Below are 21,171 nucleotides of genomic sequence, written 5' to 3' on the forward strand. Positions count from 1 at the left end.
TGTAGATGAAACTAATAATGGCTTTACTCGCAAAGCGGATTATTAGACATCATGCCGTGGATGGGGTGGACAAATCGAGTTCCAGACTATCACGCTCAAAGTTGAGAGTTGGTGGTAACTGGGTCAGTAAATTTTGTGACCTCCAGTTGCAAACAGCAGCGCTGTTAATTTGCTCCAGCGCTACTGGCTGCCGCTGCTCAAGCGCCCTACCAAGATCACAATTATTCACAACGAGCTGCGCTCTGGCCAAGTCAAGTTCACGCGGGAACCCAATGAGGGCACGATGAGCAATTTGTCCCTCAATGTGCTCACGCAGCACCTCATAGACCTCAGACACCATTGACCATACATTACGATTGATTTGCTGGTGTAGTGGAAAGGAAAGTACTAATAAGCCTTCAGTCATAGTGGCACGAACATCAACTTCATCCGCTGGCAATATTTTATTATTCCTCTTATCAAAAACATCAAGCACCCAGCGACGAAACTCTGCCGCTATAGCGTAACGTCGAAAAGCTAAAAATATTTTTTGGAAAAATGGCGCCGCTGGGAATAGAGCCAAAACATATTGCGCAGTACCTTGATCTTGGTGCCGAAAATGATCGTCCAGTTCACGCCAATAGAGAAAAGGCATGCGTGTTTTACGTGGTTAATTCGCACGGGCGAAGGCGGTGTTAAATTAAATCCCTGTTCTGGTGTGCGTCGAAACAAAGAAACGCCACGAGAGCGCTATGTGGAGCACGGCGAATTTCAAGCGGCACGCAAATTAGCAGTTCGTCAAATTCGTGGTTTGATGGACCTCATATGATCAATCTTAATCGCAACCGTAGGTTAACAAATCATTTTTAATAACATATATGTTATAATGCAGAACATGAATTACACGATCACCTACTATAGTCAAGAAGTTGAACTCAACATCCTGGAACTACCCGAAACCCTGTTAGCTCGGTATTTTAGTCTGACTGATCGTATGGAGACCTATGGCTCTAACTTAGGTGAACCCCATACTAAAGCCTTCGGTGATGGTCTCTTTGAGTTGCGCTTGAAAGGCGCTGAAGGTATCGCTCGCGTCTTCTACTGTACTGTAATTGGCCGCGAAATTGTTATGTTGCATAGCTTCGTAAAAAAGACACAAAAAACACCCCTGAAAGAAAAACGTATTGCAGAAAATCGCATGAAGGAGTTTAAAAATGGCATCTAATCATTCACTATCACCTATGACTCACGCACAACTCAAAGCCAAAGCCCTTGAGAACCCTGCCGTTCGTGCGGAATACGAACGGCTGAATCGAGAAGAATTCGCTATCTTGGATGAGATTCTCGCTGCCCGCAAAGCGGCAGGACTGACCCAAGCGCAGATTGCTGAGCGCATGGGAACCAAAGCGCCAGCGGTCGCCAGATTAGAAAGTGCACTGGCCTCAGGAAAGCACTCCCCGAGCCTCAGTACCTTACGTAAATACGCCACGGCGCTAGGCAAACGTCTGGAAGTACATCTCGTGTAAAACTCATCGCAATACACAAAACATAAAGCATAAATCCGACTATAACGTCGGATTTATGTTGTGCGAACTGCTAGCTCAAAATTGATTAACATAATTTATAAGGCGAAATATATTTCGAGTCGTCCAATGAGCAACCGAAATCGACCATACATAGCCATCGAAAGTGATATAACGATTAAAACTTGCTTTAGACGTTTACCTCCCCTACCAGATTGTCATATGGACAACGGCTACTACAAGAGGTATCGTTCACTTGCCATGGTGATACGCCATCATGTAACGCCGTTTAGAAGGATGTAAAGTGCACATCGAAGACATGGTGAGCCCTTATCAAAGCGAGGTATTTCCAGAACGGATCACAGCCACCTCGTTCACTGAGAATTCCCTGTCGCCCTTCCTCGATCCTTGCTGCTGCGGCTTGTAAATGCTCAGTTGCCAGTTTCGCGTACCGATCCACCATCACACGCGATTTCCGGCTTCCCAAATACTCCAGTTCCTCACAAGACGTTACCGGCTGACGATGCCATGATGCCCATGTATTCCGGGGATCATGAAACCTGAAATCTTCTATCTCTACTCTCTTTAGCGCGTTATGCCATGCGGTGTTGGTCACATCCCGTCGGATAGGTTTGCCACGATACGTAAAGCAGGACTGCGGATACTCACCAATTTGTTTCTGTAACACGGCCACTGCATCGTGATTCAGTGGCACCCCTTGCGACGTGCCATTTTTTGTGAGATTCAACTACGCGGTATGCCGAATCAAACCCACGTACAACACACTGGCAGAAGACGCGGGCACGCGGGTGCTGTAATGCGCTGAGGTTGCATTCGATTGCTTCCTTCGTACAAACGTTGGCGTTGGCGTTAGTGAAGTACATGCAGGCGAAAATTTCATCCTAATCTTCACCAAATAGGCTGGCGAGTGTCCTACCGTCCTCACGCAAGCGCTGGCTAAACTTGTCCATCAAATGGGCAATGCATTCAATATCGATCAGGGCTTCTTTTTGCGCGTATTTTGGCTTCCATTTTTCGACCGGATAGGTTGCATCGAAACGGATGGCACTTTCCAGCATGTCGGTTTTAAACTGCGCGTACATACCTTTTGATAATGACCACGCATGGCGATTGATACGGCTTCTTAATTCGACATTCGAAGGCGCGAGTGGATGAGGGGGCGATGCCAGCCCCGCTTCCATGCGATTGAATGCGTCGATGTAGGCCCGTTTAGATTGCAGCGCTTTTTTGCCGGTGAAGCCCATCGTCAATAAAGTAAAGCCGTCTCTGGCGATCTGAAATGCGCGCTCTTTGCGAGTGGCACCATGACCGATTGCGACCTCAATTAACCTCTCCTCAAAGTTGAGGTCATGCCAATCTTGGGGGCAATCTTCTTTTAAAGATGCAATTGCACTGAGTACCTTGTCGTGACGTTGACGAAAATGTTTCGCAACTTGCGTACTAGTTGCGGTGACTTTGCCGCGGATGACCGTTAAGTTGGGGACGAACGGAATGGCGGCGAAATTAGCCATGAAGTGCTCCTCTTTGAGACTTATGAAAGTCCAGCAATTCTTTTCTAAGAGAATTGGTGGGCGCGAGTGTTAGAAACTTGTAAAGAGCCAAGCGAGCAGTATTCCCCTTGCGGGTCTTGTATTTCTGCTCCACCGCGCCCATAGAAGCTATAGACGTAAAAAATGCCACTGACTGACGGGGTGACATTCCGCTCTTTATTCGTGTTTCTACGCACTTAACTGAAATATACGCCGGGTCTTTGCTGCTTGTCAAATGCAGTTCACATTTGGTGATGGAAATGGATTCACCTTCCTGAAAGCTGTGATCATTCAAAAATGACGATGGCTGCTGCGCGAGAAATGCCTGTGATCCTGCAACGCTTATTAGCAGCGAAATGCACCAGGTTAGTCGTTGTATCTACCGCCTAGCGCACGGATGCCATTCTCCCGCATGAGCCTCTCTATCCGCTATTTACCAGCAGTGAAACCGCGCGGCCGCAATTCCTCAGAAGCTATTTAACAAACAAGGGAAATTAATAGTGAAAGTTGTTAGCTTTGATATTTCTGATCGTCAAAACAATGCGTTGGAACGCTTGGAAGATTTGAAGTTTTGACTGGTATCCCAGTATTGGGTTTATAACCCCATGACCGTAATGTGATTTTTATCCTTCCAATAGCTGCGCCACCAAACAAGCATTCCGCGTCAGTTAAGTTGGCTTTCGGGAGACGCGCACGCAAGGACAATAAACTCACCATTACGGGCACCACATTCGCACTGCAACAGTGCGACTGCAGTATTTTCGCGTCATCTTGGGGTGACCAGCATCACCCTGTACCCATCGCGTTGAGACTCGATTGCATCATGCAACGCAGAATAAATTTATTATGAATCAATGACTTACGAGCTGTAGTGATCAATTGGGCGGCTAGTCACAGGACGATGGCATGATGATTGCTAGCATAAGCTGTTATAACAAGTTATGTCAGTTATCGGGTTTCCCTTTATATTCACTGAAAGGAACATATATCGTGCGTATTTTTCTATTCATTCTGGCCTTCCTCATAATGCTCTCCTCGTCAGCATCGGCACAGCAAAATCAATTACGCGTCGGCTATCAAACAGGCGAAGTAAATGTGCTCTTGACCTATGCAGCCAAAGCCGGGCTGTTCGAGAAGCAGAAGCTTGACGTCAAATTGATCCCCTTCCCGGCAGGCCCCGCGATGCTACCCGCGTTGGCGTCCAAGGAAATCGATCTGGCATGGATGGGCGAATTCCCGAGCGTCACGGGATATTCCAATGGCATGCCAATCGAGATTTTGTCGATGGAACGGCTCGACTATACAAATATACGCGTGGTCGGGAATCCGGCTGCCGGTATCAAGAGCGTCGCTGATCTCAAAGGGAAAAAAGTTGGCGTCTCAGTCGGTTCTTCGAGCCACTATCATTTGGTGCAGGCACTTACCCAAGCGGGCCTGAAACAGTCAGATGTCACGATAGTCAACCTTTCTCCAGCAAACATGCCGCCTGCCTACATCGCGGGGCAAATAGATGCGGCAGTCACTTGGGAGCCGAGCGTCGGCGTCATGGAAAAAGCCGGCGCGCATACAATTGCCACGACACGCTCACTGGGCATGATCACCGGCGGTGTCTGGGTCGGGCAAAAGGACCTGAGCCGCAAGAATGCTGAAGTATTGCAGGCCTTCCTCCGCGCATGGCGGCAAGCGCAACGTGATTATGTCGCCAACCCCAAGGCAGTGCGCCAATACGAAGCCAAGCGGATCGGACAAACTCCCGAAGAATTTGACGCCCTCATTGCGCGACAGTCGGTTAGCAATCCAAGTTTCGAAGAACTTCTCACAGCTGACTTCATGGGAGCGCCGGGTAAGGAACTCGATTCAAGATTGATGAAGCACTTGCAGGGCATCGGTGCATTCTTGGTATCGGAACATCGTATCAAGGAAGAGCCAAAAGACTGGGCATCGCTGTTCAACACCGCACCGATCCAGAAAATCATCGCATCGGAAAAAGCCAAGTAACACTGCGTCCGATTCGCAAAATAATCCTGGCCACAATCGCTTTACTTACAGCAATCAACCTGACGAGCATCCAATATGAATGACATGACCAATATTAAACAGCTCACCATGAGCGACCTTGAACAAAAGATCGTCAATGCCATTCACTACGAAGACTGGCTAGCGTTGACGTCGGAGCTGGTGACGACCGGGCAACCGGATTCCGAAAATCCACTGGATCCTGACCTGCCATCCGGCTCGGAGGAAAAAATCGCCCTATGCGTGGCGGCCAAACTGCGCGCCCTGGGCCTGGATGTCGAACTGCATGAGAAAGTGCCGGGCCGCCCCAATGTAATCGGCACCTGGGTCGGCAAGGGCGACGGCCCGACCTTGATCCTCAATGACCACCTCGACGTCTATCCGGCGGGTGACCCAAGCGCATGGCATATGACGAACGGCAATCCGTATAACCCAACCGTATCGGGCGACAAATTGTACTCAAGAGGCACGTCCGATACCCGGGGAAACCTAGCCTGCACGCTGCTGGCAGTCAAGGCGCTGCGTGACAGTGGGGCACAGTTCAAGGGCACGTTGAAGTGCATCTATACCGTCGACGAAGAGAAGCACGGCCCGAATGGAGCGATGTATCTGCTCGATGAATTGGGCATTCGGGCGGATTACGAGATTACGGCGGAACCGTCCGGCTGGACGCGCGGCCCCAACGACTGGGGCATCGGCATTGCAGTCGCGCACTCGGGTAACTGCATCCTGGAAATTAAGACGGAGGGTACGAAATCGCATCTCTGGCGTCCGGACACCGGCATCAATGCGATCACCAAGATGAGCAAGCTTCTCGCTGCCCTTGAATCGATCCAATTTAAACACCAGGCACCCACCTACTACGGTGGCACCATGCCGATGATTTGCCCAACCAGAATCGCTGCCGGCGTGCCGCGCGAGATGCAATTTACGCCGGCGGAATGCAAAGCCGTCATCGCCGTCGTCGGCATCGTTCCCGGTATGACGCTGGATTCGGTCATGGTGGATATTCAATCCGTTATCGATCGGCTGGCAAAGGAAGACCCATCATTTACTGCGTCGGTCCGCCAGTTCCCCAATTCGCTGTTTGTGCCCGCCACGGAAGAAGTGCCGGAAAAGTCCGAACCTGTCGCCGCACTCACGGATGCCTATCAAAAAATCCTGGGAGAGGCTCCGGTCTACTATCGAAAAAATGCGTATTGCGACACGATCCGTTTTTCTCATGCAGGCATTCCCTCGGTGACCTTCGGTCCCGGTGAGGATGGATGGCCACCGGTCAACGAATATATCCACACGCCCAAGGCGGTCCCAGCCACGCAGATTCTTGCAATCGCGATGCTGCGCATCCTCGGCGAAGCTGAATAACCAAAGCAGATAGGTCACAAATGGACATGTCCAGTTCCCTTGCGCTCTCTCCACAATCGCTTTCGCAAAAGGCAGCAGATGTTGCACGATCTGCCAAGCCGATTCTGCGGTTCGATCAGGTCGGACTTGAGTATGACGGTCGCGACGTATTAAAAGATTTGAGCTTTTCCGTCAATCGCGGAGAAGTCATTACCATATTGGGGCCATCCGGATGCGGGAAGACGACGATGCTCAATATCGTCGCTGGCTTCCTGCAGCCAAGCAGCGGTCTCGCACTGGTGAACGACCGTGAAATTGCCGGACCAGGTCCTGACCGAGGCGTGGTCTTCCAGTCTTATGCATTGTTTGACTGGATGAGCGTAGAAGATAACATCGCATTCAGCCTGCGGTGCGGGGGCAAGAGCAAGCAGGAACAATTAGCGGTGGCCACGGAAATGGCGGCGCTTGTCGGCCTGCAGGGATTTGAAAAAAGCTTCCCGTATCAACTGTCCGGCGGCATGCGCCAGCGTTGTGGACTGGCCAGGGTATTGGCCGCCCACCCCAGCGTGATGCTCATGGACGAGCCATTTGCTGCGGTCGACGTGCAAACCCGCGAAACGCTGCAGGAAGAGATCCTGCGCATCAAGACGGAAACCAAATGCACGATCATCTTCATCACGCACAGTATCGATGAAGCGGTCTTCTTGGCGGATCGCGTATTCCTGATGCGCAAAGGGCGACTGGGCGCATTCGACGAATTTGTGGTCGATCTGCCGGAACCGCGCGGTTCCGCGGAAAACAGGCTGCATCCGGAATTCCTGTCGATCCGTGAAAAAATTTATCGCACAATGCGTGCGGATGCATCCTGAAGCCTGCTAGGAGAATATGTTGAAAGCCAAGGAAAGTTTCAAATCAAAACGGCAATACTGGATGCTCGTGATCGCATCGCCGTTGTTGATCTTCATATTGTGGTTGATCGTATCGAAAGCCGGATGGGTGCGTCCGATCCTGTTGCCTACACCTGCTGAAGTTGCAACCAGCTTTTATGACATGGTAGTGAATGGTTATTCTGGCGTGAGCCTTTTCATTCATTTGCTGGCAAGCCTGACTAGAGTGGGAACAGCATTCTTGCTCGGATCGGTATCGGGCATTGCCATCGGCATGCTGCGCGGACGAATCAACAACGTCGACGCGGTATTTCTGGTGCCAAGCGAGATGCTGCGGCCGGTCCCGCCGCTCGGCCTGATTCCCTTGTTCATCCTGTGGTTCGGTATCGGTGAACTGTCGAAAGTGCTGCTCATTTTAGTCTCCGTATTCCTGATCATGATGGTAAGCGCGCAAGCCGGGACAAGAAGCTGCCAGGCGGATGCCATTCGGGCCGCGCAAACCTGCGGCGCCGGCCGCTATCAAGTCTTTCGGTTCGTCGTGTTTCCGTCGGCTCTTCCGCAGATCATGACCGGATTGCGGGTCGCGTTGGGAACGGCATTGTCGATTCTAGTCGCGTCGGAATTGTTGGGGGGTGATCGCGGTCTCGGCTTCATCGTGCTGGATGCCGCGAACTTTTTCCGTACCACTTATGTTTTTGCCGGAATTATCGTGATCGGAATTGTCGGGTTTATATTCGATCGCATCCTGGCGTATGCCGGTCGTCGCGTTGTCCATTGGGAAGGTCGTCGATGAAAACTATTCGAAACGGGAGTCGTCATGCCGTCGCATCTTAAAAAACTTGAAACCAAAAAATTGATTGATCTGAAGACCTCGCCGATTCCGTTTTATGCACAGGTGCGGGATGCGCTGCGACAGAAAATTCTGGACGGCGCACTGAAGCCGCATCAAAAAATGGCGTCGGAAAGCCAGATGATTGAAACCTTCGGCGTGAGCCGCATCACTATTCGCCGGGCGCTGCATGAACTCGAAAATGAGGGCTTGATATTTGGCGTGAGTGGAAAGGGGACGTTCGTTTCAAAGCCCAAGGCATTTCAGAACCTCACGCACCTGCAAAGCTTTGGCGAGGCGATGCAGGCCCATGGATACGAGACATTTTCCAAGGTCATCAGTCTGAAAGAATTGCGTGCTAGCGATCATGTCGCAGAAAAGCTAAAGGTGGCAAAGAACGCGAAGGTGAGTGAGATCAAGCGAGTACGCTATTTGAACCGCGACCCGGTTTCTATCGAGACAAGCTACTTTCCGGAGGCAATCGGGCGCCGTTTGATCAAGGAAGACCTGACCTCAAAAGACATTTTTCTGATTCTTGAAAATGATTACGGCATTGTCCTTGGGGACGCCGAGCTGGTGGTCGGCGCGTACTTGGCGGATGACTTGCAAGCCCGCCTGCTGGGCATGGAAAGCGGGTTCCCGATGTTGCACATCGAGCGATTGACCTCTGCGGCAAATGGTCAACCAGTTAGCTATGAGCATCTTTACCATCACGGGGATTCCTTTAAATACAAGGTCAGGGTCGAACGTAGCCCAAGCAAAGTCAAAAAATAATCTCCTGTCTCGCGCTGTTCTTGGTGTTCTCGTTGTAAATAGCGCTGTTTGAATGAATGATGAATGAATTAAGGCACATCAAAGTGGACATGAATCGTATTGATCTTGGATTTTCGTCGTTGCAAAACGGTTATAAGGAGCACTTGTTCACGCCTATGGACGTGGTGCGCGAAGTATTTCGCCGCATTCGCGAACGCGGCAACGACCATGTATGGACCGAGCTTGTCAGTGAGCAGGCAGCGATCAGCGAAGCAGAACGCATGTTTGCCGACGTGCGTTTCGGCAAAGCGCCACCGCTATTCGGCATTCCATTTTCTGTAAAGGACAATCTGGATGTGGCTGGCATGCGCACCACTTGCGGTTGTGACGGATTTGATCGTTTTCCTGAGATAACGGCAACCAGCGTCTCGAAGGCAATAGCAGCAGGCGCCATCCTGATCGGCAAGAATACGCTTGATCAGTTTGCCACCGGATTGAACGGCACGCGGACGATGGGCGGCTACTGTCGCAACGTATTTGACGAGCGCTATATTCCGGGCGGTTCGAGTTCAGGTTCCGGTGTCGCGGTTGCGGCGGCCTTGGTGTCGTTTTCACTCGGGTCCGATACCGGTGGTTCAGGGAGGGTGCCTGCCGCGATGAATAATATTGTCGGCGTCAAGCCGACTTTGGGCTTGGTCAGTAGTACAGGGCTAGTCTATAACAATCGCTTCTTCGATTGTGTGCCGGTGTTTGCCCGCACGGTTGAGGATGGATACGCAGTTTTGGAAACGATCCGCGGTTTCGATGAAACAGATGACTTCAGCCGCAGCGATGCCGATGCCTTTTCGCTGAAAGTCGAATTGTCCGACAACTTCAACTTTGCGATACCCGATGCGAAGCAGCTGGAATTTTTCGGAGATTCTCACGCTGAGGCAGCGTTTGCAATGGCGATTGAAACAATGAAGATGATCGGTGGTCGGCCGGTCGAGATTGATTTCTCGCTATTCATCGAGGCTGCACACTTGCCCTTTGACAGCGGATTGTTGGCTGAACGTGCGGTAAGTTATGGAGACGTCGTGGCTGCAAGACCGGAAACGGTACATCCGGCAGTCGCCGCGATGATACGCACGGGTCTGGCGTACTCCGGTACCGAGACCGTGCGGGCCATCTACAAGATGAACAGCTTGCGCGGCAAGGCCAGAAAATTGTTCCAGGAATTCGATGTGCTGATGACGCCTACGGTTGGCCGCGCATACACTTGCATAGAGCTTGAGGCTGATCCGATCGGGCTCAACAATAACATCGGCTATTACACCTACTCAGTCAGCCCGCTAGATCTTTGTGCGCTTGCGCTGCCAGCCAGCATACGGGATGACGGCATTCCGTTTGGTATTTCACTGTTGGCAACGGCGGGCAGAGATGGGGTCTTGCGCACCCTTGGCGAGCGGTTTCAAAGGCAGGTGGGTCTGAAGCCCGGCGTCGACCAGAAGAGCTGGCCGGTTGTCGGGATGGACAGGCAGACCCGATGAATGCGTTTTTCTTTGTGGCAAACCTGGGACAATTTTCTTACTGTTTGGTAGTTCTGGCGATCGCAGGCTTCGCCCAGGGTACGTTCGGTCTTGGATTTGCCATGATTGCGACACCGTTGCTGGCGCTGACGCTTGATTATCGCGGTGCGGTTTTTCTGGCAGCGGTTCCGCTGTTGTTCGTTGCGGTTTCATATCTGATCGTGCAGTGGCGGCAGGTCATATCAGAGCCGCTTACAAGAGGCATTACCCCGGGCCTGATATGTGGAAGTGTTCTAGGGGTATGGGTTCAAACCTCGCTTCCCCAGTACGCTGCCCTCGCATTGCTGGCGATATTGCTGGCAGGAAGTGCTGCGCTTCCGACCATTTTGCAACGTTCGCTGGCGCTGCGGCGAAAGAGCGCCAACACGTCACCAATGCTGTTCGGTGCCTTCGCAGGTTTGACCGATACGGCACTGAACGTAGGCGCTCCCTTTATTGTTCTCTATGGCGGGTTGAATAAGCTCAATCGCTTGCAGCAACTGCTGGCATTGAATTTGTGTTTCGCAATTGGAAAAACAATCCAGGTGACGTTGACCACTGCCGCAACGCCGATGCCGATCACAATCGCGTACCTGAGTTGGGGGATATTGGCTTCACTTGTCGCCTATCTTGCGGGCGCACGGATGGCGGGGCGATTTTCTGAAGCCGGATTCAGATGCGCCCTTAATTTGTTTCTGTACGTGATGGCATGTGTCATTGGATATAGAGCGATAGCACAAGCGATCATCCACTAATTGATGTCGAGGATAGCCAATAAGCCGTCGGCAAAATTATTCACAATAAATAATTATCAGCTATTCAAAAGTCGCCATTTTCACTACTCATCACCCAAGACGGATTTGATGGCCGTCACAAAAAGACGGCGGAAACAATTTATTTCGAGCTCATTTTTGATACTGCCGTCCGTATTGATACGAAGCCCTTTTTGCGCAAGCCAGGTGCTGTCAATGCCTTTCTTGAGCGCTCGAAGCAGCCGAGGTGACAATGCCCTGCCGACGTCGATCGGGATGACGGCTGACGTCTGGTGAGTAGCGACTGGCGGCGAAGTAGTTCGCCCGCCCAGTGAAGCCCCAACTTGGATGTTCTTAAATGCTGCGTGCAAGTTGTCATTTACAACCTTGAGCCACTTACCTTCCTCCAGCGCCATGCGCAATGTCGCCCGAATACCCGGATCGGTAATCATATCCAGAGCTTGCTCCACATTGGACTTTGTTTTTGCCACATAACGCGTCGAGCCACTTGCTGCATTGGCATATGCCGTGATGATTTCCCGAAAGTGGACGCCCTGAGCATTGCGGAGACTTTGCGTCTTTGGGCCGCCAATCACTTCAAGGCGCCGCTCAACCTCTGCCATAAGACGCGGGTACGTAGCTGCTGTAATGCGCTGAGGTTTGATCCTGCGCATATTGACTCACTCCACTGGCTTTGGTGACCTAGGCAGAACAACTCCAACTTTCCAACTCCACGGACAATGCAAAATCCACGAACAGATCGATTCTGCTGACCTTGGGCGGACTGACGTCACCACCATTACGATTGATCTCACGGCTAATAGTCGACGGTGCTCTCCCAAGAGAACGTGTCATCGAGCGGCGCGTTTCTCCTGCTACTAATGCTCGTGATATTTCTTCGCGTTCAGCCAGACTCAGCGCCAGCCTGGATCGACTGCGTATTGCCGGACTTCTTCCGCCCGTCGGTGCCAGTACATTAATTACGGACGAATGGTTTCGTTTAAATAGCTCACCAACACTCTGGAGTAGTGTAACCTTCCAGACAGCGCTTCCACATCAATTCTTTTTGACTTTCTGAATAACAGATTCGCGGTCTTTGCTTCATTTGCAACTTCTAAAGTGTTGTATCGACCGGTTGAATCCGCCGCCAAAAGCGGACATCTACCCCACGTCAAGGTTGCTGTTCGAAATCCACGATTTCGACATCGTGATCTGGAACAAGTGGTTTCCCGAATGCTTAGCGCCAAAGTTAGCCTGCAACACCTGCTGTCAGCGACGCGAGGGAGATTGCCATCTTTAATGAAGTGACAAGTTCTGGTTGTCCGACGAACGCAAGGTTCGTAAGGAAGACAGGCATCGTAAATCCAATCCCACCGAGCAGACCCGCTCCGAAAATATGATGCCAACTCCCATCTAGCGGCAATTTTCAAATACCCAGAGCAAAGGCTGTGAAGCACATCAAGGTAATGCCTTATCACTTGACTATTAATAGTCCCGCAGCGATGCCGATGCTATTTATCGGAGCAAGCTCTGACCCGCCTGCCGATGCTAACCAATAGCCGCATCGGGGAATTGCTGCCGCACCACTGGATATCGGCCGACTATTCTTTGCCATCATGGCCAGGTCAAGTCCAAACCAAGCATCCTGCTAAGGACGAAGGTGACGAAGCCCAGGCCAAGTAGCGATAGCACGAAGACTGCGGCTACCTTGCCGCCCGCACGTAGCACTGCGGGTATGTCCCTCTCCTTCGTCCCTTGATCGTAATGCCACTTGATGGCGAAGAACATGCCCGCGCCCAACACGAGAACCTTGAACGCAACTAAGACTATAGGGATCCAATCCATGATTTTCAGTATTTCCAGGCTATTACTTGACACTATCTATCGTGAGGAGTACTACCTCAAAACGCTGCTTCCGCAGCTTCATTTTTGGGCAAAGGGAAAGTCATGACGAACGAGGTCAAAACCAAGTCCCGTTATGTGTATGGCGTAGGTGCAGACGCGCTTTATCAGACCGATATCGTCGAGTGCCATCACGCGTTCCAGATCAGCCGGTAGGGCAAAGCTCCCAAGCATCCTGTTTGAATCTTTCATACCATCTACCTTTCAAATAACAATGGCATCCAGCGGGGTGATTTGCCGAATGCAGATGAGTGAGGAGAAAACGTCAGCGACTGCCATGCAAGGATGGTCTTACTACCATTCTAAGGTATTCTACTTGAAAGTAATTTCCATACATTGAGACAAAATGTCCCAGTTGATAACCATGCAAGATGAAAATTTGCCAATCTTGTTGCCGCGATTGGCCGTGCGGCGTTCACATTTTTTGCACATTGCGGATGCGTTGAAGGCTGCGGTGTTAAACAGATCGCTGAAACCGGGCGACCGTCCAGCTCCGCAGCGCTTGTTGGCAGCACAGCTGGACATCTACCTGACGACGATTACGCCCGCATACGAAGCCAGATGCCGCACCTTGTTGGAGGGCCGCGGCGCTCGAGGCACTTATGTCGCCGCGCCGAAAGTCGAATTGACCTCGAACCTCGACCTGAGCATGAATAGCCGTGTAGCACAACGTCGGCTATCGGTCGTTTCTGGACGAAGTTTCATAAATAGAATGACAGGTTCAAGTCGTAACTACCTTATATAAACATCACTATTTCCAGAAGATATTTTTAAAAAAATTGTCTAAGTAAAGGTCGAAATCCCATTGATTACGGGGCTAATAATAAAATCAAAAATGCATTTTTATTGGACAGCGATCACCCGTTAATCCGCAGGTCCCCGATGCGAGTACAGGTCGGGGAGCCAGAACATTAGTAGCAGAAAAAAAAGAGTTGCCAGCTTAAGCTGGTAACTCTTTTTTTCGTGCGTACTCCGCAATTAGCGCATTGCACGACAATGCCTACGGTGCCATCCCGTATAAGTTCGTGCGACAAAATAATGGTTCTGGAAGCGGGAATATCTTTCGAGCGTGCGCTGTTCCCGCTACTGGTTTTGGTGGACCGACTCGGCGTCATCGGCGTCGTTGATCTGCCCGCTCGTATGGGACGCAACTACACCACGGTCAGCCGAAAGGTTGCGAAGCGGGAAAGTCTCGATAAGTTAAGTTGCTGAATGCGTAGTAAGGAACCGTTGTAAAGCCGTATTAAAAGGGGCACCGGTCCTTTGTGGCATGTGCCCTCCTCCCGAGATAATAAGACGCTCCCCGCCCAATCTCTGAGCGAGACGATCGGTAATGGCTTCGTACGCGGCACTGTGACCACCGGAAATATGAAGCATTGGAAACAGGGCTTTTTTCAAAAGAAGCTCAGGGACGATAGCCTCGGCAGGAAAGCGAAAATTCTTTAAGTGACTGGCAAATACTTTTAGCGGCGGCGGCAAGGGATCGGGTAATGGTTGATTTGGTTGAATGATGCGAAAAAGAGACCGCAGCGCGTTCTCATCGTCATCAGGCAGATGGGCTGCGAGACCTAAAATCGCATAATGGAAAGCCGTTACATCAGGATGATCGATGGCGATGCTACTAGTGCCGGACTCAATGATGGTCAAAGAGGCGATCTTTGCAGGATGTTTAACCACTGCTAACATGGCAACTGCGGCACCATATGAGTGCGCCACAATATGATCACCCTCCTCAATAAGTTCTGCGATATAAATGCTGTCACGCTCGAAATCCTCGCTGCCGAGCCAGGGACTTCCACCATACCCAGGACGCGCTGGCATAACCAGACGCCAGTTGTCTGACATAGGCCATTGCGCCTCCCAAGCCATTGCTCCACCGGCTCCACCGCCGTGAACAAAAATGATGCGGGGACCTTTGCCGCGCTCTTCTACGATCATTCCTCCTGGACCCACATATCGCATTTCATCCATTCTATATTCCTCTTATTCACCAATTATGTTTTACATAAGCGTTGGAAAACGCCATCGATATAAGCGATTTAAATTACCTGTAATACTTAACCCGGAACCACCTCGCACCACATGTGAGCGTATTTTAAGTCTATGTAAAACGCATTGTAGTGAATATCCAGCCACTCGCTTGCGCACCTTTATATCGCCCGTAAACGTGGAAACAATGCCAAGGCATTTTTACGGGCGATGGCTTCATGCTCTACATTTTTTAAGCTGCTGAGAGTACGAAACGCTTCGACATTGGCATTAATGCCCTCCTCCGGCGTGAAAGGATAATCGCTGCCGAAAAGTATATGCGTGAGCGACGTCAGGTGGCGCAGACCGTCGATCATGCTGTCGCTGGCCGATCCTGCAAGATCGTAATAAAGTGAAGCAAGTACCTTACGCACCTCTGCGGCACCACCAGCAGGTCGCTGCGCCAGAAACGGTAACGAAGAGAATGACGCTATTCTGTCTGCTACTGCAGTTAATGCGCCACCTGCATGTGGAATGATCATGCGAATATCCGGGTAACGCGTAAGCGTGCCAGCAAATATCAGATCGGTAACGGTGCGCGCCGTATCCATCGGAAATTCCAAAATCGGTGCTGGCCTTCCTAATCCCACTGCCTCAAAGCACGCTGGCGAGGTGGGATGCAAGAATAACGTTGCCTTGCGCCGATTGAGTTCAGAGAAAATAGGATCAAGGCGCTGGTCGCCGAGATAAATCCCATGGACATTGGTTTCCATGACAACGCCGTCGAGGCGCAAATGGTCAAGTGCATAAGCAATTTCTGCAAGAGATGACTGAATATCAGGAAGAGGTAATGTCCCAAAGGCGCCAAAACGTTGTGGATTACGTTGTGTCAGATCCGCCGCAAATACGTTCACCTCGCGCGCCAGCCTTTGCCGCGCTGGCGCATCGTTAAGAAACCCCACACTTGGCGATGATATCGATAATATTGACGTGTCAATATTATGTTTATCCATATGCGCAATCGCCCCCGCTTCGGACCAGGATGGCACCGGAAATCCGCCATCAAGTGTGATAAGACCGGCATCACTTAATGCATGCGCGTAACATGGAGGTAAGTAATGAGAGTGCACATCGATTAACCCACACTCGCACCGCTCTGCACACCCCGATGCAAGACGCATGATCGCACCCTCGTTGGGCTTATCATTCGACCCTGCCGGCCCGTTTTTGTGAATATCAAGACCACTCTCCATGTTCTTCATATTTTTTCCTTTATGCGGCTGCGTTCAGCTATGCCTAAATGGTAAGCCTCTACCCAATATAAATATATATAATTAAGTTCATACTAATCATGAATATGGCGCATACATGAACGTCCCTGATTTAAATTTCTTGTACGTTGTACAAGCGTTATTCGAAGAAAAGACAGTGTCTCGGGCTGCGGAGCGCTTGGGGTTAACCCAGCCCGCAGTCAGTCACGCCCTTGCGCGACTGCGAACTCTATTTCAGGATGATCTATTTGTGCGAGCAGGATCGGTCATGGCACCGACACCAACTGGCGAACGCGTGGCTATGGGCGCCATACGGGTGCTCACACTAATCAAGCAAGACATCTGGGACGCACGCGCATTTGATCCGCTTACCACGACCCGAACCTTCTCTGTCTGCCTGAGTGATATGGGGATGATCGTCTTATTGCCACGTCTGCTCGGGGCACTCCGGCAACATGCACCCGAGGCAACCTTAAAACCGATTCAAGTACCCTCTCTGGAATTGGCTTCGGTGCTGCAAGACGGTGCTATCGACTTAGCCATCGGCTATCTCGGGAAGATGGGAGACACTCTTTATCAACAAGCGTTATTTCGTCGGTCGTTAGTAGGTATTATCCGTAACCGCAGAAGAAGAAAAAAGGCAATTACCTTAGAACAATTTATTAATAGCAAACATGTTTTAGCAGGAACGCTGGCGCTCACCAATCAACTACTCGCGGAAGAATTACGTCAGCATGGTGCCCGTCTGCTGATTGCGGTCGAAGTACCTTATTTACTCACCGTCCCCAGTATTGTTGCCACGTCCGATTTCATCGCGTGCGTGCCTAGTGAACTGGCCGAACTGTTTTCTCACATTGCCGATATCGAAGTGTTTGAGCTGCCAGTCGAATTACCGGATTTAACCGTGAAGCAGTTTTGGCACGCGCGCTTTCACGACGATATCGCGCACAAATGGTTTCGTAATCTGGTGGCCGATACCCTAGGCAACGAATAGTCAAACAGGATCAATATTTACCCGAAGCACTGGCTTGCCCTGTTAAAAAAATAGCAAATTGATCTATTGATCTATAAGATATCCCTACTCCGTGGGTTTTATTATAAAAAAAGGAAAAGAGATGAATGGCTTGATGATGTCCGGAAAATTGCTCATTTCCTCGTTAATTGTGCATGCTGACCGCCACCATGGCGATACTGAAATTGTGTCACGTCGGGTCGAAGGAGATATTCATCGCTACACCTATCGAGACTGTCACCGCCGTGCGCGGCAACTGGCCAACATACTCACCGAACTAGGTGTCAAAGACGGAGAACGCGTGGCGACGCTGGCGTGGAACGGGTATCGGCATCTGGAGCTTTACTATGCGATTTCCGGCATGGGCGCGGTCATGCACACCATCAATCCGCGCCTGCATCCCGAGCAGGTGGCCTATATTGCCAATCACGCCGAAGATCAGTATCTCTTCTTCGACCTCACATTCTTGCCGACAATTAAATTGATGGCGGCCCACTGTAACACCACCAAGGCCTTCATCGCCATGACCGACCGCGCGCACATGCCGCAAGACACGGGTATTGATAACCTGTTGTGTTATGAAGATTTGATGGATGCCGCTTCTGATGACTATTCATGGCCCACTTTTGATGAGGAAACTGCATCTGCCTTGTGTTATACCTCGGGTACGACAGGCAATCCAAAGGGCGTCCTCTACAGTCATCGCTCAACGCTCCTGCACACATATGCAGCTGCCCTGCCCGACACGTTAAACTGCTCCGCACGCGACGTCATTTTGCCGGTTGTGCCAATGTTTCACGTGAACGCGTGGGGACTTCCCTACGTTGCCTGCATGGTCGGCGCCAAGCTCGTTTTTCCCGGAGCGGGAATGGATGGCAAATCAATCCATGAACTACTCGAAACGGAACAGGTCACGCTCGCCGCAGGTGTGCCGACAATCTGGCAAGGTTTACTAAACTACATGGAAACCAACGACTTAAAATTTTCGACGATGACGCGCACGGTGATCGGTGGATCTGCCTGTCCGCCCGCCATGTTGCGCAAGTTCCAGGAAGTATTCGGCGTGCATGTTTTACACGCCTGGGGCATGACCGAACTGAGTCCGCTCGGCACCGTATGTGCATTTAAATCCAAACTATTAAAAAACAGTCCGGAGGAACGCTACGCAGTACAGGCGAAACAGGGGCGCGCCGTGTTTGGCGTGGACATGAAGATTGTCGACGAGGATGGCCACGAACTGCCTTGGGATGGCAAATCCTCCGGGAAATTAATGGTGCGCGGCCCTTGGGTCGTCAGTCATTATTACAGGAGTGAAAACGAGGCTGAACTTGAAATGGACGCCGATGGCCGTGGTTGGTTTCCGACTGGTGATATTGCTAATATTGATGCCGATGGCTATCTGCAAATTACCGACCGCGACAAAGATGTCATCAAGTCCGGTGGCGAATGGATCGGCTCAATCGATCTCGAAAACATCGCGATGGCACATCCCGCTGTTTTCATGGCGGCATGCATCGCCGTCAAGCATCCCAAATGGGACGAGCGTCCGCTGTTGGTGGTCGTCAAGAAGCCCGATACTGACCTGGATCGCGATGCATTGCTCACCTTTTACGAAGGTAAGATCGCCAAGTGGTGGACGCCGGACGATGTGGTATTCGTCGACGCGCTTCCGATGGGCGCAACTGGAAAGATCCTCAAAAAGAAATTGCGCGAAGAATTTGCAGATTACGTACTACCGACGATATAAGAATCGATTAAAGACGCGCTCTATTTTTTTAAAAATAAGGGTGAAGAATCCGTTCAAAGGATGAGCTTAGCGCTTAATCACTTCCAAAGATAAGTTGGATGTTGCGCTCGTTAATACATACGCGACCGAAAATCATACTCGGTTCGATTCAAATCATCGAATTCAACCATCAAAAGCCTTACAACCATGTAAGGCTTTTTCTATTCAGCCCTTACCGCGTCTGCATCCCTGCTCAGACCGAGAGAGTCCCACGCAAAACAATAGATGACATAACGGCAATTTTCATGCAATCTCAAAAAATTATTGAATTTATTACATTCACCCACATTGGGTCTTCATCTGCCAGCCAATAAGGGTTTGTTGTTCAAGCTAATAGCTTGAGTTCTCCGCATTCATAGGATCTAAGTGAAGAATCCACACAAGCGACGGTTGCAAATCGCCCGTTTGGAACTTCTCAGTTAACCCGCCTACATCAAGCAATCTAATGAACACCGATCAGCATAAAGAGCAAAAAAAAGAACAAAAACCGTCGATCCAGACGCAAAGAGTTTAGCAACTATTTGCCCATTAGTAGTCGATTTCGATGGAACATTGACGCCAACCGATACGCTCGTTGAAGTGCTCATCCAACTGATAAAACGATCGCCGCTGACTTTACTGCCCTTGCCGCTTTGGCTTCTGAAAGGGCGCGCCGTTTTTAAGTACAGGATCGCCTTACAAACAACCATCTCCGCAGCGCAGTTATGGTACGCCAGACAGATCCCACGTCAGCTTGGCTGGACGCTTGCCACAGCGGCAAGTGCTTCACTGTTCCTGTGTACATCATCGGTAAACCAATTGCATTGACGCCGAAATAAACTTGTAAATGATTGATAATTGGAATCTCAATTTTTTACGGTGTCATTCCTATTTGATCAATGTTGCGCTTCATTCGTATTTATATAAAAATAAGTCATTGGCCGAGTCTCACGATAAAAGCAAAAAAGCCCGCATAAGGCGGGCTAAAATTAAGCGTAAAAAACGTTTATGCGTTGTTATTAGCTGATTTGCGACGTGCTGAAGCAAAACCGAGAAGTCCGAAGCCGAGTAGCGCGATAGTTGCTGGTTCTGGGACTGCCGTTGTGGTGAAGTTTGCTGCTTCAAAAGAACGATAAGCCTGAGAGTCGAACGTCAGCGACGTAATAGCCGATCCGGTATCCACAAAGTTGACGTAGGTTTCGCCGTTAATGCCTAAATTTGCAGTCGTGAAATTGGTTGTCGCTCCATTTGCCTCTTTGACTATCAGCGTGTTGTACCCGTCAGGTGTTCCCCATTCAAAGCTCACATCAGATACGCCGATGCCAAATGAAACGATCGCAGAGCCCAAATATTGATTTGGTTCACCTGCCAACCATTGCCCAATGGTATTGGACGGTCTAGAAGCATCTGCCGAGAGACCAGCTGTCAATAGACCGCCAGTGACGTTGCCGCTTGTTAGCACAAAAGCGCTGCCGCCCTGATTGCTACCTAAAGTGCCAATGACAGATGCATGTGCAACAACGCTCGACAATGCCGCAACGGTAACAGCAGCCAAAGCCAATGATTTAATAATGCTCATTCTTTCCCCTAAGAAATGGAATCAAATTAATAAAAAATAATTAATTATTCAACCTAGAAAGAAGCAATTTATATGCCATTAATTTTATGTCTTTTGTAAACAAACACTTAACGAAAACGTAAAAAATATTGGTTGTGATATGTAAAATAATGCAACAGTGCCATTGTGAAATAATGGTCACATGAGCAATTGATTGCCAGATTAATCAAAGGCTCATGAACAGTTGATTTTTCATCAGATCGTCTTGAAAGTCACTATTGAAGGACTAAGTGACCGTGACAACGAACGACTTGAGTAACGACGTCTCCACAGCTGAAAATATAGCTTGTCGTATCGATGGTCGCTATCACAATAACTGAAAAAATCTACACACCGTAGAAGCGCAATTAAAAAATTTTTCCCTTTTTAAGTTTGACTTTTTAGGTTACTTATCAGCTAATCCAGCACCATCATTCCCGACAATGTCATACATGCCTGAGACTAGCTTGGAAAGC

Annotated in this window: 22 protein-coding genes and 2 pseudogenes; 13 read left to right on the forward strand and 11 right to left on the reverse strand. The window is 50.1% G+C overall.

Annotation, left to right across the window (positions count from 1 at the left end; all coding sequences use genetic code 11):
- Positions 1-49: 49 nt before the first annotated feature.
- Complete coding sequence (locus tag ACXX82_RS03435) at positions 50-634, reverse strand: hypothetical protein (protein WP_458562421.1); 585 nt, start codon at positions 632-634, stop codon at positions 50-52.
- A gap of 240 nt (positions 635-874) precedes the next feature.
- Here ACXX82_RS03435 and ACXX82_RS03440 point away from each other — a divergent pair, with 240 nt between their 5' ends.
- Both ACXX82_RS03440 and ACXX82_RS03445 read left to right on the forward strand, forming a co-directional pair.
- On the forward strand, positions 875-1,204 hold the full coding sequence (locus ACXX82_RS03440; RefSeq protein ID WP_458562422.1) for a type II toxin-antitoxin system RelE/ParE family toxin: 330 nt from the start codon (positions 875-877) through the stop codon (positions 1,202-1,204).
- A complete protein-coding gene (locus ACXX82_RS03445; protein ID WP_416186766.1) occupies positions 1,194-1,505 on the forward strand; it encodes a helix-turn-helix domain-containing protein in 312 nt (103 codons plus the stop codon). The genes ACXX82_RS03440 and ACXX82_RS03445 overlap by 11 nt, the downstream gene beginning before the upstream one ends.
- Before the next feature lie 286 nt (positions 1,506-1,791).
- On the opposite strand, the gene ACXX82_RS03450 is transcribed toward ACXX82_RS03445, so the two are convergent.
- On the reverse strand, positions 1,792-2,250 hold the full coding sequence (locus ACXX82_RS03450; RefSeq protein WP_458562423.1) for a tyrosine-type recombinase/integrase: 459 nt from the start codon (positions 2,248-2,250) through the stop codon (positions 1,792-1,794).
- A gap of 154 nt (positions 2,251-2,404) precedes the next feature.
- Positions 2,405-3,034 (reverse strand): Rha family transcriptional regulator, encoded by a 630-nt coding sequence (locus tag ACXX82_RS03455; RefSeq protein WP_458562424.1) that lies wholly within the window; start codon positions 3,032-3,034, stop codon positions 2,405-2,407.
- Positions 3,035-4,042: 1,008 nt separating this feature from the next.
- Here ACXX82_RS03455 and ACXX82_RS03460 point away from each other — a divergent pair.
- From ACXX82_RS03460 to ACXX82_RS03490, 7 genes are all read left to right on the forward strand, one after another.
- On the forward strand, positions 4,043-5,050 hold the full coding sequence (locus ACXX82_RS03460; protein WP_458562425.1) for a taurine ABC transporter substrate-binding protein: 1,008 nt from the start codon (positions 4,043-4,045) through the stop codon (positions 5,048-5,050).
- Positions 5,051-5,125: 75 nt separating this feature from the next.
- Complete coding sequence (locus ACXX82_RS03465) at positions 5,126-6,433, forward strand: M20 family metallopeptidase (RefSeq protein WP_458562426.1); 1,308 nt, start codon at positions 5,126-5,128, stop codon at positions 6,431-6,433.
- Between the two features lie 26 nt (positions 6,434-6,459).
- Positions 6,460-7,281: an ABC transporter ATP-binding protein gene (locus tag ACXX82_RS03470; protein ID WP_458562427.1), complete on the forward strand. Its 822-nt coding sequence runs from the start codon at positions 6,460-6,462 to the stop codon at positions 7,279-7,281.
- Between the two features lie 16 nt (positions 7,282-7,297).
- On the forward strand, positions 7,298-8,092 hold the full coding sequence (locus ACXX82_RS03475; RefSeq protein WP_458562428.1) for an ABC transporter permease: 795 nt from the start codon (positions 7,298-7,300) through the stop codon (positions 8,090-8,092).
- Between the two features lie 24 nt (positions 8,093-8,116).
- Positions 8,117-8,902, forward strand: a complete 786-nt coding sequence (locus ACXX82_RS03480) for a GntR family transcriptional regulator (protein WP_322232241.1) — start codon at positions 8,117-8,119, stop codon at positions 8,900-8,902.
- Between the two features lie 89 nt (positions 8,903-8,991).
- Positions 8,992-10,410 (forward strand): allophanate hydrolase, encoded by a 1,419-nt coding sequence (locus tag ACXX82_RS03485; RefSeq protein ID WP_458562429.1) that lies wholly within the window; start codon positions 8,992-8,994, stop codon positions 10,408-10,410.
- Positions 10,407-11,183 (forward strand): sulfite exporter TauE/SafE family protein, encoded by a 777-nt coding sequence (locus ACXX82_RS03490; protein WP_322232243.1) that lies wholly within the window; start codon positions 10,407-10,409, stop codon positions 11,181-11,183. The genes ACXX82_RS03485 and ACXX82_RS03490 overlap by 4 nt, the downstream gene beginning before the upstream one ends.
- An 83-nt stretch (positions 11,184-11,266) precedes the next feature.
- Here the strand turns inward: ACXX82_RS03490 and gmtX are convergent, their stop codons facing one another.
- The 5 genes and pseudogenes from gmtX to ACXX82_RS03515 form a co-directional block, all read right to left on the reverse strand.
- On the reverse strand, positions 11,267-11,854 hold the full coding sequence (gmtX, locus tag ACXX82_RS03495) for a gamma-mobile-trio protein GmtX (protein ID WP_322232244.1): 588 nt from the start codon (positions 11,852-11,854) through the stop codon (positions 11,267-11,269).
- A gap of 118 nt (positions 11,855-11,972) precedes the next feature.
- Positions 11,973-12,285: pseudogene (locus ACXX82_RS03500) on the reverse strand (helix-turn-helix domain-containing protein); the annotation flags it as partial.
- 144 nt (positions 12,286-12,429) lie between these two features.
- Positions 12,430-12,603 carry a Na+/H+ antiporter NhaA gene (locus ACXX82_RS03505; protein WP_416186767.1) on the reverse strand — a complete coding sequence of 58 codons (174 nt, stop codon included), beginning with the start codon at positions 12,601-12,603 and terminating at the stop codon, positions 12,430-12,432.
- A gap of 191 nt (positions 12,604-12,794) precedes the next feature.
- Positions 12,795-13,025, reverse strand: a complete 231-nt coding sequence (locus ACXX82_RS03510) for a hypothetical protein (RefSeq protein WP_322232245.1) — start codon at positions 13,023-13,025, stop codon at positions 12,795-12,797.
- Between the two features lie 78 nt (positions 13,026-13,103).
- Positions 13,104-13,274 carry a hypothetical protein gene (locus ACXX82_RS03515; RefSeq protein ID WP_322232246.1) on the reverse strand — a complete coding sequence of 57 codons (171 nt, stop codon included), beginning with the start codon at positions 13,272-13,274 and terminating at the stop codon, positions 13,104-13,106.
- Between the two features lie 172 nt (positions 13,275-13,446).
- On the opposite strand from ACXX82_RS03515, the pseudogene ACXX82_RS03520 reads away from it, so the two are divergent.
- Positions 13,447-13,740 (forward strand): annotated as a pseudogene (locus tag ACXX82_RS03520) (PLP-dependent aminotransferase family protein); the annotation flags it as partial.
- A 347-nt stretch (positions 13,741-14,087) separates the two neighbouring features.
- Positions 14,088-14,294 (forward strand): hypothetical protein, encoded by a 207-nt coding sequence (locus ACXX82_RS03525; RefSeq protein WP_458562430.1) that lies wholly within the window; start codon positions 14,088-14,090, stop codon positions 14,292-14,294.
- Here the strand turns inward: ACXX82_RS03525 and ACXX82_RS03530 are convergent.
- The gene (locus ACXX82_RS03530; protein WP_458562431.1) at positions 14,283-15,053 is read right to left on the reverse strand and encodes an alpha/beta fold hydrolase; all 771 of its coding nucleotides are present in this window, start codon (positions 15,051-15,053) and stop codon (positions 14,283-14,285) included. The genes ACXX82_RS03525 and ACXX82_RS03530 overlap by 12 nt on opposite strands.
- 179 nt (positions 15,054-15,232) lie before the next feature.
- Positions 15,233-16,312, reverse strand: a complete 1,080-nt coding sequence (locus ACXX82_RS03535; RefSeq protein WP_458562432.1) for an amidohydrolase family protein — start codon at positions 16,310-16,312, stop codon at positions 15,233-15,235.
- A gap of 106 nt (positions 16,313-16,418) precedes the next feature.
- Between ACXX82_RS03535 and ACXX82_RS03540 the strand changes: the two genes are divergently transcribed.
- Positions 16,419-17,315 carry a LysR family transcriptional regulator gene (locus tag ACXX82_RS03540; RefSeq protein WP_322232250.1) on the forward strand — a complete coding sequence of 299 codons (897 nt, stop codon included), beginning with the start codon at positions 16,419-16,421 and terminating at the stop codon, positions 17,313-17,315.
- 121 nt (positions 17,316-17,436) lie between these two features.
- Positions 17,437-19,080: a 3-(methylthio)propionyl-CoA ligase gene (locus ACXX82_RS03545; protein WP_458562433.1), complete on the forward strand. Its 1,644-nt coding sequence runs from the start codon at positions 17,437-17,439 to the stop codon at positions 19,078-19,080.
- A gap of 1,024 nt (positions 19,081-20,104) precedes the next feature.
- On the opposite strand, the gene ACXX82_RS03550 is transcribed toward ACXX82_RS03545, so the two are convergent.
- On the reverse strand, positions 20,105-20,677 hold the full coding sequence (locus tag ACXX82_RS03550; RefSeq protein ID WP_322232252.1) for a PEP-CTERM sorting domain-containing protein: 573 nt from the start codon (positions 20,675-20,677) through the stop codon (positions 20,105-20,107).
- Positions 20,678-21,171: the final 494 nt, after the last annotated feature.

The sequence above is a fragment of the Glaciimonas sp. GNP009 genome (genome assembly GCF_054343755.1).

What these genes read in the sequence shown, in the direction of transcription:
- ACXX82_RS03435 (WP_458562421.1), bottom strand. Translation starts at nt 634, where the DNA reads ATGCCTTTTCTCTATTGGCGTGAACTGGACGATCATTTTCGGCACCAA.
- ACXX82_RS03440 (WP_458562422.1), top strand. Translation starts at nt 875, where the DNA reads ATGAATTACACGATCACCTACTATAGTCAAGAAGTTGAACTCAACATC.
- ACXX82_RS03445 (WP_416186766.1), top strand. Translation starts at nt 1,194, where the DNA reads ATGGCATCTAATCATTCACTATCACCTATGACTCACGCACAACTCAAA.
- ACXX82_RS03455 (WP_458562424.1), bottom strand. Translation starts at nt 3,034, where the DNA reads ATGGCTAATTTCGCCGCCATTCCGTTCGTCCCCAACTTAACGGTCATC.
- ACXX82_RS03465 (WP_458562426.1), top strand. Translation starts at nt 5,126, where the DNA reads ATGAATGACATGACCAATATTAAACAGCTCACCATGAGCGACCTTGAA.
- ACXX82_RS03470 (WP_458562427.1), top strand. Translation starts at nt 6,460, where the DNA reads ATGTCCAGTTCCCTTGCGCTCTCTCCACAATCGCTTTCGCAAAAGGCA.
- ACXX82_RS03475 (WP_458562428.1), top strand. Translation starts at nt 7,298, where the DNA reads ATGTTGAAAGCCAAGGAAAGTTTCAAATCAAAACGGCAATACTGGATG.
- ACXX82_RS03480 (WP_322232241.1), top strand. Translation starts at nt 8,117, where the DNA reads ATGCCGTCGCATCTTAAAAAACTTGAAACCAAAAAATTGATTGATCTG.
- ACXX82_RS03485 (WP_458562429.1), top strand. Translation starts at nt 8,992, where the DNA reads ATGAATCGTATTGATCTTGGATTTTCGTCGTTGCAAAACGGTTATAAG.
- ACXX82_RS03490 (WP_322232243.1), top strand. Translation starts at nt 10,407, where the DNA reads ATGAATGCGTTTTTCTTTGTGGCAAACCTGGGACAATTTTCTTACTGT.
- gmtX (WP_322232244.1), bottom strand. Translation starts at nt 11,854, where the DNA reads ATGCGCAGGATCAAACCTCAGCGCATTACAGCAGCTACGTACCCGCGT.
- ACXX82_RS03510 (WP_322232245.1), bottom strand. Translation starts at nt 13,025, where the DNA reads ATGGATTGGATCCCTATAGTCTTAGTTGCGTTCAAGGTTCTCGTGTTG.
- ACXX82_RS03515 (WP_322232246.1), bottom strand. Translation starts at nt 13,274, where the DNA reads ATGAAAGATTCAAACAGGATGCTTGGGAGCTTTGCCCTACCGGCTGAT.
- ACXX82_RS03530 (WP_458562431.1), bottom strand. Translation starts at nt 15,053, where the DNA reads ATGGATGAAATGCGATATGTGGGTCCAGGAGGAATGATCGTAGAAGAG.
- ACXX82_RS03535 (WP_458562432.1), bottom strand. Translation starts at nt 16,312, where the DNA reads ATGAAGAACATGGAGAGTGGTCTTGATATTCACAAAAACGGGCCGGCA.
- ACXX82_RS03540 (WP_322232250.1), top strand. Translation starts at nt 16,419, where the DNA reads ATGAACGTCCCTGATTTAAATTTCTTGTACGTTGTACAAGCGTTATTC.
- ACXX82_RS03545 (WP_458562433.1), top strand. Translation starts at nt 17,437, where the DNA reads ATGAATGGCTTGATGATGTCCGGAAAATTGCTCATTTCCTCGTTAATT.
- ACXX82_RS03550 (WP_322232252.1), bottom strand. Translation starts at nt 20,677, where the DNA reads ATGAGCATTATTAAATCATTGGCTTTGGCTGCTGTTACCGTTGCGGCA.